This window comes from Paenibacillus sp. D9, assembly GCF_001188365.1.
Classification (GTDB): Bacteria; Bacillota; Bacilli; order Paenibacillales; family Paenibacillaceae; genus Paenibacillus_O; species Paenibacillus_O humicus.
Genome location: NZ_JZEJ01000001.1, coordinates 129483 through 143796 on the forward strand (window position 1 = coordinate 129483; position 14314 = coordinate 143796).

At 58.6% G+C, this 14314-nt stretch carries 9 protein-coding genes; 7 read left to right on the plus strand and 2 right to left on the minus strand.

The features are described from left to right. Window positions 1–104: 104 nt before the first annotated feature. Window positions 105–1211, minus strand: a complete 1107-nt coding sequence (locus VE23_RS00600) for a LacI family DNA-binding transcriptional regulator (protein WP_069202408.1) — start codon at window positions 1209–1211, stop codon at window positions 105–107. A 99-nt stretch (window positions 1212–1310) separates the two neighbouring features. Between VE23_RS00600 and VE23_RS00605 the strand changes: the two genes are divergently transcribed. Next, a complete protein-coding gene (locus VE23_RS00605) occupies window positions 1311–4436 on the plus strand; it encodes a beta-galactosidase (protein WP_048748302.1) in 3126 nt (1041 codons plus the stop codon). A 273-nt stretch (window positions 4437–4709) separates the two neighbouring features. Here VE23_RS00605 and VE23_RS00610 read toward each other — a convergent pair whose 3' ends face one another. After that, on the minus strand, window positions 4710–5246 hold the full coding sequence (locus VE23_RS00610; RefSeq protein WP_048748303.1) for a nucleoside 2-deoxyribosyltransferase: 537 nt from the start codon (window positions 5244–5246) through the stop codon (window positions 4710–4712). A 234-nt stretch (window positions 5247–5480) separates the two neighbouring features. On the opposite strand from VE23_RS00610, the gene VE23_RS00615 reads away from it, so the two are divergent. The 6 genes from VE23_RS00615 to VE23_RS00640 all read left to right on the plus strand — a co-directional run bounded on the left by VE23_RS00615 (window position 5481) and on the right by VE23_RS00640 (window position 14194). Then, on the plus strand, window positions 5481–7055 hold the full coding sequence (locus VE23_RS00615) for a response regulator transcription factor (protein ID WP_048748317.1): 1575 nt from the start codon (window positions 5481–5483) through the stop codon (window positions 7053–7055). Continuing rightward, entirely contained in the window at window positions 7052–8854 is a 1803-nt protein-coding gene (locus VE23_RS00620) for a sensor histidine kinase (protein WP_048748304.1), read from the plus strand. The genes VE23_RS00615 and VE23_RS00620 overlap by 4 nt, the downstream gene beginning before the upstream one ends. Continuing rightward, on the plus strand, window positions 8832–10397 hold the full coding sequence (locus tag VE23_RS00625) for a response regulator transcription factor (RefSeq protein ID WP_049867066.1): 1566 nt from the start codon (window positions 8832–8834) through the stop codon (window positions 10395–10397). The genes VE23_RS00620 and VE23_RS00625 overlap by 23 nt, the downstream gene beginning before the upstream one ends. Window positions 10398–10497: 100 nt before the next feature. After that, the gene (locus tag VE23_RS00630; RefSeq protein ID WP_021879895.1) at window positions 10498–12204 is read left to right on the plus strand and encodes a hypothetical protein; all 1707 of its coding nucleotides are present in this window, start codon (window positions 10498–10500) and stop codon (window positions 12202–12204) included. Window positions 12205–12360: 156 nt separating this feature from the next. Further along, window positions 12361–13278 carry an ABC transporter permease gene (locus VE23_RS00635; protein ID WP_373864558.1) on the plus strand — a complete coding sequence of 306 codons (918 nt, stop codon included), beginning with the start codon at window positions 12361–12363 and terminating at the stop codon, window positions 13276–13278. Between the two features lie 13 nt (window positions 13279–13291). Beyond that, a complete protein-coding gene (locus tag VE23_RS00640) occupies window positions 13292–14194 on the plus strand; it encodes a carbohydrate ABC transporter permease (protein WP_021879893.1) in 903 nt (300 codons plus the stop codon). Window positions 14195–14314 lie beyond the last annotated feature (120 nt).

Below are 14314 nucleotides of genomic sequence, written 5' to 3' on the forward strand. Positions count from 1 at the left end.
AGCGGCCGGGAGCTGCAGAGCGTTGCATGAGAAGCCGATGCCCGGAACGGCCGGAAGCCGGATCTTCATAGGGCGGAGCCGTCGCCAGGCGATGCGAGCTGCATTCAGACGCTGCTGCGAAGCACGAGGCCGGGGACGAGGCCGACTCTCTCGACGGAGGAATGAGGCATCTTAATCCGGCGTTCCAGAGCTTCGACGGCTCTCTGGCCGAGCACTTCCTTGCCGAGATCGACCGTCGTCAGCGGCGGCTGGCTGCGCGTCGAGCCTTCGATGTTGTCGATGCCGGCGACGCGGCAGCGATCCGGCACCGCCACGCCGCGGGCGCGCAGCATGCTCAGCAGGGCAATCGCGATGTCGTCGTTGGCGCACAGGAAAGCGTCGGGAAGGTCCTCTTCCTTGAGCCTCCCGAGCCGCGCGTCCAGATCGCCTTCCCACTCCCTGGAGTAAGGCACATTCCATCGCCGCAGCTCGCCTGCCTTGCGCAGGGAGAACATCTGCTCCAGCGCCGAGCGGCACCCGAGCCAGCGCTCGCGGAAGCTGACCGAGAACTTCTCGCTTCCGACAAAGATGAAGCGCCTGCAGCCATGGTCGAGCAGGGCGCCGGCGATCATGCGCGCGGCGGCGATGTTGTCGTTGGCGACGCTGTCGAGCCCGGAGAACGGCTCCTGATGGTCGACGAGCACGACCGGAATCCCGGTTCTTTTCATGGCGGTGAGATGCCGCAGGGGAAACGCTCCGACAGCGAGACCGCCGACGCACAGCGAACGGTTGAGATAGGGAGGCAAAATATCTTCCTGCCGGCCTTCACCCATCGGAGAGAGGACGACGGTTCCCCAGCCGCGCGAGCGGCAGCCTTCCTGGATGCCGGACAGGACGCGCTGCCAGTACATAGGTTCTTCCAAATGTCCCCGCGACATCCATATGACGACGAACCGCTCATGGCCGGGGGCATCTGTCGCCCGTTGTTCCCCGCCATCGACGATGGCCTGAATGCCGGCCGCCGTGCCCGGCGACTCCGCCGCGCGCGGCGCGGAGCGGGAAAGGCGCGCCTCTGGAGGGCTGTAGCCCATCGCTTTGGCCGTGTCCAGCACTTTCTGGCGCGTCGCTTCGCTGACGCCCGACTTGCCGGACAATGATTGGGAAACGGTATATTTGGACACTTGCAGCCGATCGGCGATCTGCTGCATCGTGATTTTTTTTCCTCTTGACATGAAAGCCTTCACCCTCTAAAGTTTGGTTGCTTTCTGATGGTTATTAGCCTAACAAACCTAACAAACCTATTATAAATCAAAACCGCGGGGTGCTCAATCATGAAAAAATGGCTGACCTTCTATGACAATGAATTTCCTTTTGCCGGTCCTAGACCTGGCAGCGCCGACCTCGGCGCTTTGCAGGACACGCTGACCGGAGCGGCCGAGCTGGCCGACAAATTAAGGGAAGAACGGCCGCAAGCGCTCGTCATGCTGCATGGACCGTACTTTCCCAAGCAGGCATGGCCGGCTCTGCTGGAGCATGTGAAGCGCGGCGGAGGTCTCGTGACGATCGGCGGCATACCGCTGCGCATTCCCGTTCTCCATACAGCCGAGGGCTGGCTGCCCGAGGCGGAGCAGACGTCGTATCACCAAACAATCGGCATCCATGAAGCGCTTGAAGTCCAGACAGGCCTGGTGACGGAGCTCAAATCCTCCCGCGCCATTCCGCTGCTGTCCGGCGACGAGGGGCTTTTCTCGCCTGCTCCGACCTACGGGCTGGCTCTTCATGTGACTCGCTCGCATGACCATCCGGCCGAGAACGGCTCGGGCGGTCCGATGGACGCCCATATTTATCCGCTGCTGACCGGCCTCGACAAGGACGGCCGCGAGCGCTGCGCTCCCGTCGTGCTGATCGAGAATACGAAGGGCGACTTCGCCGGCGGACGCTGGATCCTTGCGAACCGCGAAGCCGGAGCGGCATTCTGGGAGGGCGGGAAAGGCGCCGAGGCGCTTGCCCGCTGGGCGGCATTCGCCGTCAGCGGCGTGACGGAATGGTGGCTCAAGCCGAACTACGCCTGCTTCGAGATCGGCGAGAAGCCGGTGCTGACGTTCCAGCGCCAGCGGCTGAACGTGCAAGGGGACAGCGAGTGGAGCGTGCGGTATGAGGTCCGTCTTGAGGGAGGGCAAGGGGATCGCGTCGTAGCCGAAGGCGGCTTCGAGCTGTCTTCCGGAGCGCTGGCCGACTATGAGCGCGTGCCGCTGCCGTTCCAGGCGGAACCGGGCTACTACAGCGTCGAAGCGGAGCTGACCGGCAAGCAGAGCGGCGAGATCCGCCGCCTTTCCCAGGGCTTCTGGGGACGCGACGAGGAGCTGCTGCGCCGGGGCGAGATGATTACGGTGAACCGCGATTATTTCGTCAAGGAAGGCAAGCCGCTGCCGATCGTCGGCATGACCTACATGACGAGCGACGTCGCGCGCAAATACCTCCATCTGCCGAACGCGTCCGTGTGGAACCGCGACATGGCGCAGATGGCGAAGGCCGGCATCAACACGATCCGCACCGGCCTCTGGACGGCTCTCCGCAAGATGGCCTTCGTGGACGGCCATGTCAGCGAAGAGATGCTGCGCGCCGTCGATGCGCTGTTCCTGACGGCCAAGCGCCACGGCCTCGAGGTCGTCTTCAACTTCTTCGCCTTCACGCCGGAGCTGTGGGAAGGGGAGAATCCTTATCTCGATCCGCGCAGCGTGGAAGCCCAGAAGCGGTTCATCACGTCCATCGTTACGCGTCACAAGCATTCCGCCCACGTGCACTGGGATCTCATCAACGAGCCGACGATGTTCGATCCGAACAAGCTGTGGAACGCCGCGAGCACGCTCGGAGACCGCTTTGAGCTGGCCGCTTACCGCGAATGGCTGCAAAAGCGCCACGGCTCCATCGTCAAGCTGCAGGAGCGATGGAACATGACCGAAGCCGAGCTGCCTTCGTTCGACGGCATCATGCCGCCGACGCCTGGCGATATCGGCTTCTCCACGACAGAGCTGTACGAGAAGCGCAGCGGCCAGTGGCTCGATTACCTGCTCTTCTCGCAGGACATGCACAACCGCTGGGCTTCCGAGCTGCGCGCGGCGATCCAGGCCGTCCAGCCGAAGCAGCTGGTGACGGTCGGCCAGGACGAGGGGCTGCAGGCGCAGCGTCCGTCCCCGCTCTTCTATGAAGAAGCGGTCGACTACACGACCGTGCACTCGTGGTGGAAGAACGACCAGCTCGTGCTTGACGGCATTTTCGCGAAGACGCCTTATAAGCCGAACGTCATCCAAGAGACCGGCATCATGTATATCGAGACTCCGGACGGCTTCGCCAAGCGCACCGAGGAAGAGCTGCACAGCATCCTCGAGCGCAAGTACGCCTATGCGTTCTCGACCGGCGGCGCCGGAGCGGTCCAATGGATCTGGAACATCAACTTCTACATGCACAATATCAACGAGTCTCATATCGGCGCCCTGCGCGCCGACGGCACCGAGAAGCCGGAGGCCGATGTGTCCTACGACTTCGGACGCTTCATCCGCGAAGCGGGCCATCTGTTCGAGGACCGCAAGCTGGAGGAGGTCGCGGTCGTCTATCCGTACAGCAACGACTTCTCCAACCGCTCGCTGGCCGAGGACATCACTTCGCGCCTGACGCGCTCGCTCGCCCACCGCATGAATGTGCCGTTCCGCTCCTTAGGGGAGTATGACCTGCATGTGCTGAAGGATGCGGCCTACGAGCAGCCGAAGCTGATTCTGATGCCGTCGGCACATGCGCTCAGCGACGAGGCTTTCCGCGATCTTACCCGCTGGGCGGAGACGACGGGAGGCACGCTGCTCGTCACCGGCCCGCTGAACCTGGATGCCTACTGGCATCGCAGCAGCCGCGCCGAAGCGCTCACCGGCCCGGCCGTTCTGGCCAACATCCGCCGCGAGGAAGCGCTGGAGCTGGACGGCGAGCTGCTGCAGATCGGCTTCGCCGGCGACGCCATCGCCAAGCTAAACAAGCAGACGCTGCTGGATGAAGACGGACGTCCCGTACAGGCGGCCTCCCAGCTTCATGAGATCGCGATCGGCAATGGACGCCTCCTCTGGTGTCCGCTTCCGCTGGAGCTGGCCGAGAGCTATATCGCTCTCGAGGCCGTGTACGACCGCGCTCTCGAAGCTGCGGGAGTATCGGCCGAGCTGGAATGGGAGCAGGGAGGAGAGCTCGCGGGCGTATACGGACGCAAGCTCGATTTCGCCCATGGCGCCGTCTATATTTTCGTATCGGAATATGCTCTGGACGCCAAGATCGCCATCAAGGACCCCGTTACGGGCAGCCGCTATTCCTTCACGCTGGAAGCCGAGCGCTCGGTGCTGTTCGCGGCGGACCGGGAAGGCCGCATCGTCAGCGTCTACCGTCCGGATCAGGTCGAAATCCAGGCGCAAAACGGCTGAGACGGACCCGCTAGAGTTGCCGGCTGCCGGCTGCAACCGGACCGCTGCCGAACGCCTGGCGGCCGCCTGGCTGCAAGCCTGCGGATAAGCGGCAACGTAACGGACAGCAAGGTATTGTCCGTCCCATGAACAACATCGCTATACGGAAAGAGCCTCCGCCGGTTCAGCTGGCAGAGGCTCTTTTGCGTACAAAGGCATTCTTAAACGGCTGAACCGGCCGGGAAACGCTGTGGAGGAAGGCTCATCCGCGCCCGTCAGGCATCGGCTCCTCCGTTACTGCGAAGATGCGGCTTGGCTCCGAAAGTCCGCGGCGGCCAGCTTCAACGCGTCCTCAAGCGTCCCCTCCGCTATGGCGGCGGGGACGCCCAGCATCAGATTTACCGGCAGTCCGAACGCTTCGATGGACATGCCGTCGCGGTACAAGCCGGTGTCGGAATCCGTATCCTCCCGGAGCTTGTCCTCCATCGTCCGTGCGTCCAGCAGATGGGCGTACAGAGGCTTGCCCAGGGCGTATGCAAGCCCGCATTCAAAGACCGTGCCGGCGTCGGGCTCCTGACCCCGGAACGGATTCAGGTTGGCGATGACGAGATCCGCCTGCCGCACAAGCCGGACGTTGCCCTCGAAGATGGCTTGCGCCGTTGCCGAGCGCGAAGGAAGCGGCTTGATGTCCTTGTCGAGCGGGAAGATGCCCTGGAAGCCGTATTCGGAGCAGAGCGCCTTCAGCCGCCTGCCTTCCTCGGCCGCATCGGGCCGGAACACCTCGAAGCCTGCCAGGTATGCTTTTGGAATTGCCGCCTCTGAGTTTGCCATCGGAATCATCTCTCCTCTATTTTTCTGGTTCAATTATAAGGGAAATTCCTCTCTCAAGAGAAGACAGTTGGCTGGAAAGGCGGGGCAGGCAAGAGATGGGGCGGATTTCCATGCCTATGAATGCCTGCTCGTTAAAGAGATGGATTGTGATTTTATTTTCCCCGTGGTTATAATGAGCTGACTGATGAAGTCTCCTGATGCCGTAGGATAAATTAGGACAGGCAGGTGGCAGCCGTGTTCAAGGTTCTGGTTGTGGATGATGAGCCGATGATGCTGGATGGGTGGCGGTCGATCGTGGATTGGACCGGGCACGGCTACGAGCTGTGCGGAATGGCCGAAGATGGATTGGAAGCGCTCTCTTTTGTGGAGAGCGGGAAGATCGATCTGTTGGTGACCGATATTCGGATGCCCTTGATGGACGGTCTGGAGCTGATCCGCACGCTCCAGGAGGACAAGGGGATCCGCGTCAAAACCGTCATCGTCAGCGGGTATTCTGAATTCAGCTATGCGCAGCAGGCCATGCGTTATCAAGTGGAACACTATCTGCTGAAGCCGCTGCTTCCGGACGAGATCCACCGTCTGCTGGCCGAGCTCGCACCGCCTCTGGAGGAAGAGAGAAGAAGGGAAGCGGCCAGGGACAAGGACACGGCCGCGGCTGCCGCCTCCATCATCGTCCGGCTGCTCGGAGGCGGAGCGGCCGATGCGCTGGAGGAAGCAAGCCGTCTTCTGGGAGCGGAAAAGCACAGCCGGTGCCGCCTGATTGTCGCCGAAGATGCGGCCGGTCCTCGCGACAATACGGGAATTGGGACCGCGCTGGAGAACCGGCTGAAACCGATCGCCGAAGCGTTCCGGAAGAACAAGCTCGGAGCCTGGAGCTTCAGAGTCGGGCCTGGACGGATCGGTCTGCTCATCATCGGACCCGAGACGGAGGAGGAGGGTTTCGAAAGCCTTTTGGCGGATGCTTCCACCGGTCTGGAGGACTTGCTCCGGCAGACGGCGCTGTTTTGCAGCGGAGCCGCGGAGCTGTCCTTGCTGCCCGAGCTTTACAGGCAGATCGAGAACATGCGCGGAAGAAGGCTCCCCGGACAACGTCAAGGGGTGTTCCGTCACGCAGGCTGCTTCCAGCCCGGGCCGTGCACGCTGGAGGAGGTCACGATTCGAACCGACTCGCTGGTCCGGTCCATCCAAGCCGCCGATTTCAAAGCTATCGACAGCTCCGTTGACAGGCTGAGCGATTTGCTGGCGCAAGCGGGCTTGCGGGGAGGCTGGAGGAGAATGGTTCTGGATCATGTGCGGGGAGAGCTGCTCCGCGCATTTGGAGAAGCAGCCGTGAAACCGATCGCAGGCCGCGCAGCAGCAGAGCAGAGCCTGCTTTTGCGCGAACGTCCTGAGCTGATCCCGGCAGAGGAGGCGGATGCTGCGCTCAAGCGGATTTGCGCCATAATCGCCCATGATCTCGCAGCGGCCAAGCCGACAACAAGCGATGCGCGCAAGGCGGTCGAGGAAGCCGTAGCCATGCTGAAGCGGGAGTTCCGATCCCGGATCAAGCTGCAGGAAGTAGCCGGGGCTTTGGGATTTCATCCGGTCTATTTCGGCCAGCAATTCAAGAGAGAGGCCGGATTGTACTTCCATGACTACGTTCACCGGCTGCGGATCGAGGAAGCCCAGCGGCTGCTTCGGCGAACGGATCTGAAAATGGCCAGCATAGCCAAATCCCTCGGCTATCGCGACACGGACACTTTTACCGCCAAATTTAAGGCGATTGCGGGAGAGCTTCCTTCCGCTTACAAGAGCAGGTGGTCGAGATGAAGGGCAGAATCGACAGGCTCAGAATCTTCTACAGAATCAACGATATTCCCTTGAAGCTCAAATTCCTGCTGATTTATCTGCTGTGCGTGCTGGTACCAATCATGTCGATCAACGTGTTCTTCTATTACCGCAATTCGGAAGACATCCAGCTCCGCGAGAAGGAAAACCTGAGAAAATCGATGGAGCGGGCATCCGGCGAGCTGCTGGGCATGATCGAGGAAAGCGTCGCGCTCGACCGGTCGATTGCAAGCGACGATTCGATCTACGAGGCGCTCGACCGAGAGTACGAATCCCCGATTGAATACTATAAAGTGTACAACAGCTTTCTCCGCGACCGGATGACGCGCTACAAGTCCGACAACATCCTGCAGGTCCGCGTCTATACGAACAACTTGTCCATCCAGAGCGGAACCAATTATCAAGTCATTGAAAGCATTTCGAAGGATCTCCCGTGGCTGGAGCAGCTGAATCGGTCCAGAGTCAACATCCTCACAGTCGCTTATGACGAGAAAAGCGGTTTTAATCCGGGTCAGAGAATCAGTGTGGTCAGCCGAATGAACACCTTCTCCTCCTACAGCAAATATATGAAATTCGTGCGCATCGACCTCAATATAGAGAAGATCGAAAGCATTCTGAACCGGGAAATCGACAGCCTGAAGCTGCGCCTGCTGGATGAAAAAGGGCGTACAGTCGCCTCCAGTCCGGGGTTGGAGGCCGAAGGAGCCGATTCGGCCCGGCCGGCCGCCGGCTACACCATGAACCACGCGATTGGAGACTTCAGTTATGTAAAGAACTGGAGGCTTGTCGGCGTGGCGGATACGCATCGGATCGACAGCCTTCTTCATGATGCTTTTATTTCTATTGTCTGGCTGGCCGTGCTGAGCACCCTTATCCCGTCACTGCTCATTTTCATCCTTTTCCGCTCTTATCATTACCGTGTGAAGAAACTGTCCAGGCATATGGAGAAGGTGCGCAACGAGCGATTCGATCTTATTGACATCCAGGAAGGGCGCGACGAGATCGGGGGCTTGATCCGGACGTTCAATGTCATGATTGAGAAAATAACCTCTCTGATCAACGACGTCTATAAGCTGGAAATCCGGCAGAAAAACATGGAGCTGGAAACGGTCCGAACAGAGCTTTCCATGCTGCAAAGCCAGATGAATCCCCATTTTTTGTTCAACACGCTGAACGCTCTGTTGATTGTATGCGTCAAGAACGGCTATACGGGGGTAACCGGAATCATCAAGAACCTGTCCGTGCTTATGCGTCAGCTGCTCAGCGGAGCTGACGGGCTCGTGCCTCTCCGGGAAGAGCTCGAGTTCACCTCGATGTATTTGCAGATCGAGAAGTTCCGTTTCGGCGACCTGTTCAACTACTCGTTCCATATCGATCCGGAAGCGATGGATCTTCTCATTCCGCGGATGAGCATTCAGCCGCTGGTGGAGAATGCTTGCAAGCATGGGCTGCAGGCGAGGAAAGAAGCGCGGACCATCTCGATCGCCGCCAAGCTGACCGAGCTCGCTCTGGAAGTGCACGTGAGAGACAACGGCATCGGCATGGAAGAAGACAAGCTTAAGCGGCTGATGGAGAATGTCCGCGTCGACAATGCGATGGACGGCCGCATTGGAATCAGGAATGTCTACCGCCGTCTGGAGCTGTTCTATCATGCGAATGTCCGCTTTATTCTGGAGAGCTCTCCCGGCCTCGGGACGGACGCCGGCTTCCATATTCCGCTTTCCAGGCTGCTTTCGAATGAAGAGGAGGGCATAAGCCGTGTACACCGTCCTTTTGGTTGATGACGAGCCGATCGCTGCCGAGGGGTTCATGCTTATGATCGATTGGGAAGGCTTCGGTTTCCGGGTAGCGGGCATCTATCATACAGGGCAGGATGCATTTGAACATATAAGCCGCGATCCGCCGGACCTCGTTGTGACGGATATCCGGATGCCGCTGATGGATGGATTGGAGATGATCGAACAGACCCGGCAGCGGGGGAATACGGACACTCAATTCGTTCTGACAAGCGGCTACAACGATTTTCACTACGCCAGGAGAGCGCTGCATCTCGGCGTTACGTCCTATCTGGTCAAGCCGATCCTCGACCGCGAAGCCCGCGAGGTGCTCGACGGCGTGCTGAGCATGATCCGGGACAAGGAGCGGCAAGTCCGGATTCAGGAGAGCGCGGGCCGCTATGCCGTCGACCATTCTCTGTCCGTGCTGGTCTTCGGAGGCGACGAAGAAGCAGTGGACGAGGCGAAATCAGTGGCATCCTCCTGGGCGGGAGAGGCGGAGGGATGGACGTACATCCACGTCGATGCCGACGAAGCGGATAGAGGCTGCGCTCGCGAGACGGCTCGGAACCTTGCCGAGAGCACCCCATTCTGCCGGTTGATCGATCGAGACCCGGATGCGTTCGGCCTCGTGCTCGGCTGGCGCCATCCGGCTGAGCCTGCCGTCCGGTCTTTTGCAGATCGGCTGCTGGCCTTATTGCGGGAACGATCGGAAGGGCGGCCGAGAATTGCGGTTGGCTGCGGCGTGAAGCGGCTGGAGGAGCTTGTGGAATCTGCGGCAGGAGCAGCGGAAGCCGAGCGCTTTTTGTTCTTCGGAAAAACGGATATCGTGTATTATGACGAGATCCGCGATCGGACCCTTACCTTCGATCCCGAGATTCTGAAACTGGCCGATGGCATCGTCGACATCGTGGAGAGCGGCCGCGGAGAAGCGCTGTCCGATTCAATACTGGGCGCGTTGCGGACCTTTGAATCCGATCGGATCGCTCCGGAGCTGATTTCGATCTTCCTGATTCAGGTCGTGCTTCGCTGCGCCTCGCTCTACAAGGAAATGGGAGGGGATTCCGATGAGCTTCTATTGAATTGGGGCATGGATCAAAAGCTCAGGAAAGGGCTGAACCTATCGGATGCGGGGGTTTTGCTGGTGGAGTTCTGCCTGCAATGCCAGAGCGCCTGTGCTTCCCTTCTGGATCGCCGGAGCGGGGGCGCCATCCGGAAAGCGGCGGATTATCTGCGCCTTCATTATGCCGAGCCCAGCACGATCAAGGAAATCGCCGAGCGCTTGTTTGTCAATCCTGTCTACTTGGGACAATCCTTCTCCCGCAAGTTCGGCATCGGAATCCTTGATTTCATCCATGATTTGCGCATCAATGAGGCTGTAAATAGACTTCAGGGAACGGATGAGCCGCTGTCGTCGATCGCGGAATCGGTCGGATACAGGGGGTATCAGCAATTCCTCAAGCAATTCGAGAAGCGGCTAGGGATGAAGCCGGCTGAGTTCAGGAGCCGGGAGCGGAATAACGGACTTGCCGGAGATGGACGCCTTTAATTCTGGGGGGGCAATGCTTAATTTTACTTATTATGTAACCGCATACATTTCTCCATACTGAAGAAGCAAGGATTCAAGATTTCCGAAGGAGGAGAAATAGATGGGGGTAATCCCAACCAATGCTCTGCGAGGAACGGCTGCGATCGTCCTTGCCATGAGCCTGGCGCTCGCCGGCTGCAGCGAATCAAACGGGGGCGGAACGAACCAGGCCTCGACTTCCGCTAATGGCGGAACGGATTCCGCTTCGCCGCCTGCGGCCACGGACAATGCGAAGCCGCTGGACATCTCCATGTTCATCGTGACACCCAACCAGGCGCCTGCTCCGGACAACCGGATTTACAAGAAGATTCAGGAGGAGCTCAACGTCAAGATCAACATGGAATTTCTGGTAGGAGACGCGCAGCAGAAGATCGGCGTCATGATTGCTGGCGGCGAATACCCGGATCTGATTACGGCCGATACGAAGCTGGTTGCGGCCAAAGCGGTCATTCCGCTGGAGGATCTTATCGAGCAGTATGCTCCGAACCTGAAGAAGCACTACGCCAGCGCCTGGAACAAGATGAAGGATTCCAGCGACGGCCATATCTATTGGCTGCCTAACTACGGCATTGTTTCAGGACAGGATCTTGGCACCTACTACTCGGGTCCGGCCTTCTGGATTCAGAAGGATGTGCTCAAGGAAGCGGGATACCCCACTCCGAAAACGCCGGATGAATATTTCAAGCTTATCCGCGATTATGCGGCCAAACATCCCAAGATCGACGGCAATCCGACGATCGGCTATACGACGCTGGCATACGACTGGCGAACGTTCCCGCTCCTCAATCCGCCGGAGCATCTGACAGGACATCCGAACGACGGCGGCGTTGTCGTGGATGACGGAGTCGCGATGGTATTCGCCGACAAAGACATTTCCAAGCGCTATTACAAGGATTTGAACAGTCTGTTCAACGAGGGCCTGATGGATAAAGAGGCTTTCGTGCAAAATTATGACCAATATTTGGCCAAAATCGCCTCGGGCCGCGTGCTCGGCATGTTCGACCAGCATTGGAACTTCCAGACCGCCGAGGATACGCTGGTCTCGCAGGGCAAGATCGGCAGCACTTATGTGGGATTCCCGCTCACGTATGATTCCAGTATCAAAGAGTACTATCGGGACAGCGCGCTTCCCAATCTCAACAACGGATTCGGAATCAGCAAGGACGCCAAGGATCCGGTGCGGATCATCAAGTTCCTGGACGCTCTCATGAGTGAGGATTGGCAGAAAACGCTGTCATGGGGCGAGAAAGACGTGGATTACAAAGTCGGAGACGACGGCAAGTTCTATCGTACGCCTGAACAGCGCAAGCAGCAGGAAGACCCGACCTGGAAGCTGGCCAATCGTGCCGACGGGCTGTTCGGCGCTCTGCCCAAGATTGAAGGCACCTTCTCCGATGGCAACGCCACCAGCGCGGGCAACCAGCCTGGCGAATACTACGATTCGCTGAAGGCCGAGGACAAAGAGCTGCTCGATGCTTACGGCTTCAAGACTTGGATGGATTTCTTCTCTCCTCCTCCCCCGAATCCGGTCTACTATCCGGCATGGCAGATCGACCTGATCGACGGATCGCCGGCTGCGGTCGCAAACAAGCAGATGACGGATGCTTCCCTCAAGTACCTGCCGATCGCCATCATGTCCAAGACGGATAAATTCGACCGTGCTTGGGACGATTATGTGGACGCTTACAAAAAAATCAATGTGAAGGCTTACGAGGACAGAATCAACGAACAGATACAGTGGCGCATGAAAAACTGGGCCAGCAACTAGCCCAGCCAAGGCAGGAAAGGCTGTGGCAACCGGCGGCGCGTAAGCCGCCGGCTGCCATCGCTAATCCTCGTCAGGCCGAGGCAGCATCGGAGGTGCGGAGAAATGGAAGAAATTCCGGAAGGACACATGCAATTGAACCATGCCGAAACGGCGCCCATGCTCCGGGCTTCCCGCTTCAGGCGGCTGCGCGATCAAAAGCAGCTTATGTGGATGTCGCTGCCCATACTGGCCTACGTTTTTTTATTTTCGTATTACCCTATCTGGGGCTGGACGATGGCGTTTCAGAACTATAGTCCGGCCAAGAGCTTCGGGGAGCAGGCCTGGGTAGGCTTCGACCAGTTCAAGTTTTTGTTCGGAGACGATACCTTTCTGCTCGTGCTGCGCAATACGATCGCCATGAGCGTCATCAACATGGTGCTTGGTTTCGTGACCGCAATCGCCTTTGCAGTCCTGCTCAACGAGGTCAAGACCCGCTGGTTCAAGCGGACGATCCAGACCATTTCCTATCTGCCTCATTTTCTTTCCTGGATCATCGTCACCGGCATCGTCGCGACGACGCTCTCGGTCGACGGAGGCATTGTCAACGTCCTCCTGATGAAGCTTGGATTCATTCAGGAGCCGATCATGTGGCTGAGCAAGCCGCACTACTTCTGGGGAATTGTCGGTGCTTCCCATGTGTGGAAGGAGATAGGCTGGAACGCGATCATCTATTTGGCCGCTATTACGTCCATTGATCCATCCCTATACGAAGCGGCCGAAATAGATGGGGCCAACCGCTATAGAAAAATGCTGCATGTCACGCTTCCGGGCATCAGGCCGATCATCATCATCCTGCTTATCATGAACCTGGGCTGGATTCTGGACGCCGGCTTCGAGGTGCAGTACCTGCTGGGCAACGGAGTCGTCGTCGACTGGTCCCAGACGATCGACATCTTCGTACTCAAATACGGGCTGCAAATCGGCAATTACTCGCTTGCGACGGCAGCAGGCATATTCAAGACGGTCGTCAGCATCGTTTTACTTTTCTCCGCCAACATGCTCGCCAAGCGGTTCGGCGAAAACCGATTGATCTGAGGAGGACAGCCCGATGAGAACAAGATCGCCGCGGCTGGAGCCGGCCGCCTTCCATTCGTTCAATGCCATCGTCATGATCTTGCTGGCGATCGTAACCCTTTACCCGTTCTTGAATACGCTGGCCATATCGTTCAATGCCGGCAACGATACGATTCGGGGGGGCATCTATCTGTGGCCGAGGGTATGGACGAGCCAGAACTACAAGGCCGTATTCGCAGGCGGAGCCATCTATCATGCATTTTGGATTTCGGTCGCGCGGACCGTCATCGCCGTCGTCCTCAACCTGTTTCTGACTTCCATTTTGGCTTACGCGGTCAGCCGCAAGGAATACGTCTTCGCCAAGCCGATCACGATCATCGTCGTGCTGACGATGTATTTCAACGCGGGCCTCATTCCATCGTATTTCTTGATCAAGGACCTTCATCTGCTCAACCATTTCCTGGTCTACATCATCCCCGGCCTGATCAGCGCCTTCAACATGATCGTCATCCGGACCTATATCCAGACGCTTCCCGAGGGGCTCATCGAATCGGCGAAAATGGACGGGGCGGGCGATTTCCGGACGTTCATCTCGATCGTCCTGCCGCTCTGCCAGCCGGTTCTGGCTACTGTCGCGCTATTCGTGGCGGTCGGCCAGTGGAACGCTTGGTTCGATACCTTCCTGTATGCTTCATCCAAGCAAAATCTCAGTACGCTGCAGTACGAGCTGATGAAGCTGCTTTCCTCTTCGATGTTCTCGAACAGCAGTGCTTCCGTCGCCAACGGAGCGGATAAGGGGGCCGTGCACAATATGGTGACGCCCATGTCGATTCGGGCTTCGATAACCATCGTCGCGTCCCTTCCGATCCTGGTGGTCTATCCGTTCCTGCAGAAGTATTTCGTGCAAGGACTTCAAATCGGCGGCGTGAAGGAGTAGCGAAGAGAGCGGATGGTCCGAGAAGGGCTCCGCAGGTAGACGGCGGGTTCGGCGGCATGAGGAACAAGATAAAGAGCCTTCTACGGCTCTTTTTTTGCTCTCTTTCTATTGACAATGATA

Bases quoted from the DNA above. Each gene is read 5' to 3' on its own strand.
- VE23_RS00610 (WP_048748303.1), bottom strand. From the start codon at position 5,246: ATGGCAAACTCAGAGGCGGCAATTCCAAAAGCATACCTGGCAGGCTTC.
- VE23_RS00605 (WP_048748302.1), top strand. From the start codon at position 1,311: ATGAAAAAATGGCTGACCTTCTATGACAATGAATTTCCTTTTGCCGGT.
- VE23_RS00600 (WP_069202408.1), bottom strand. From the start codon at position 1,211: ATGTCAAGAGGAAAAAAAATCACGATGCAGCAGATCGCCGATCGGCTG.
- VE23_RS00620 (WP_048748304.1), top strand. From the start codon at position 7,052: ATGAAGGGCAGAATCGACAGGCTCAGAATCTTCTACAGAATCAACGAT.
- VE23_RS00640 (WP_021879893.1), top strand. From the start codon at position 13,292: ATGAGAACAAGATCGCCGCGGCTGGAGCCGGCCGCCTTCCATTCGTTC.
- VE23_RS00630 (WP_021879895.1), top strand. From the start codon at position 10,498: ATGGGGGTAATCCCAACCAATGCTCTGCGAGGAACGGCTGCGATCGTC.
- VE23_RS00635 (WP_373864558.1), top strand. From the start codon at position 12,361: ATGCTCCGGGCTTCCCGCTTCAGGCGGCTGCGCGATCAAAAGCAGCTT.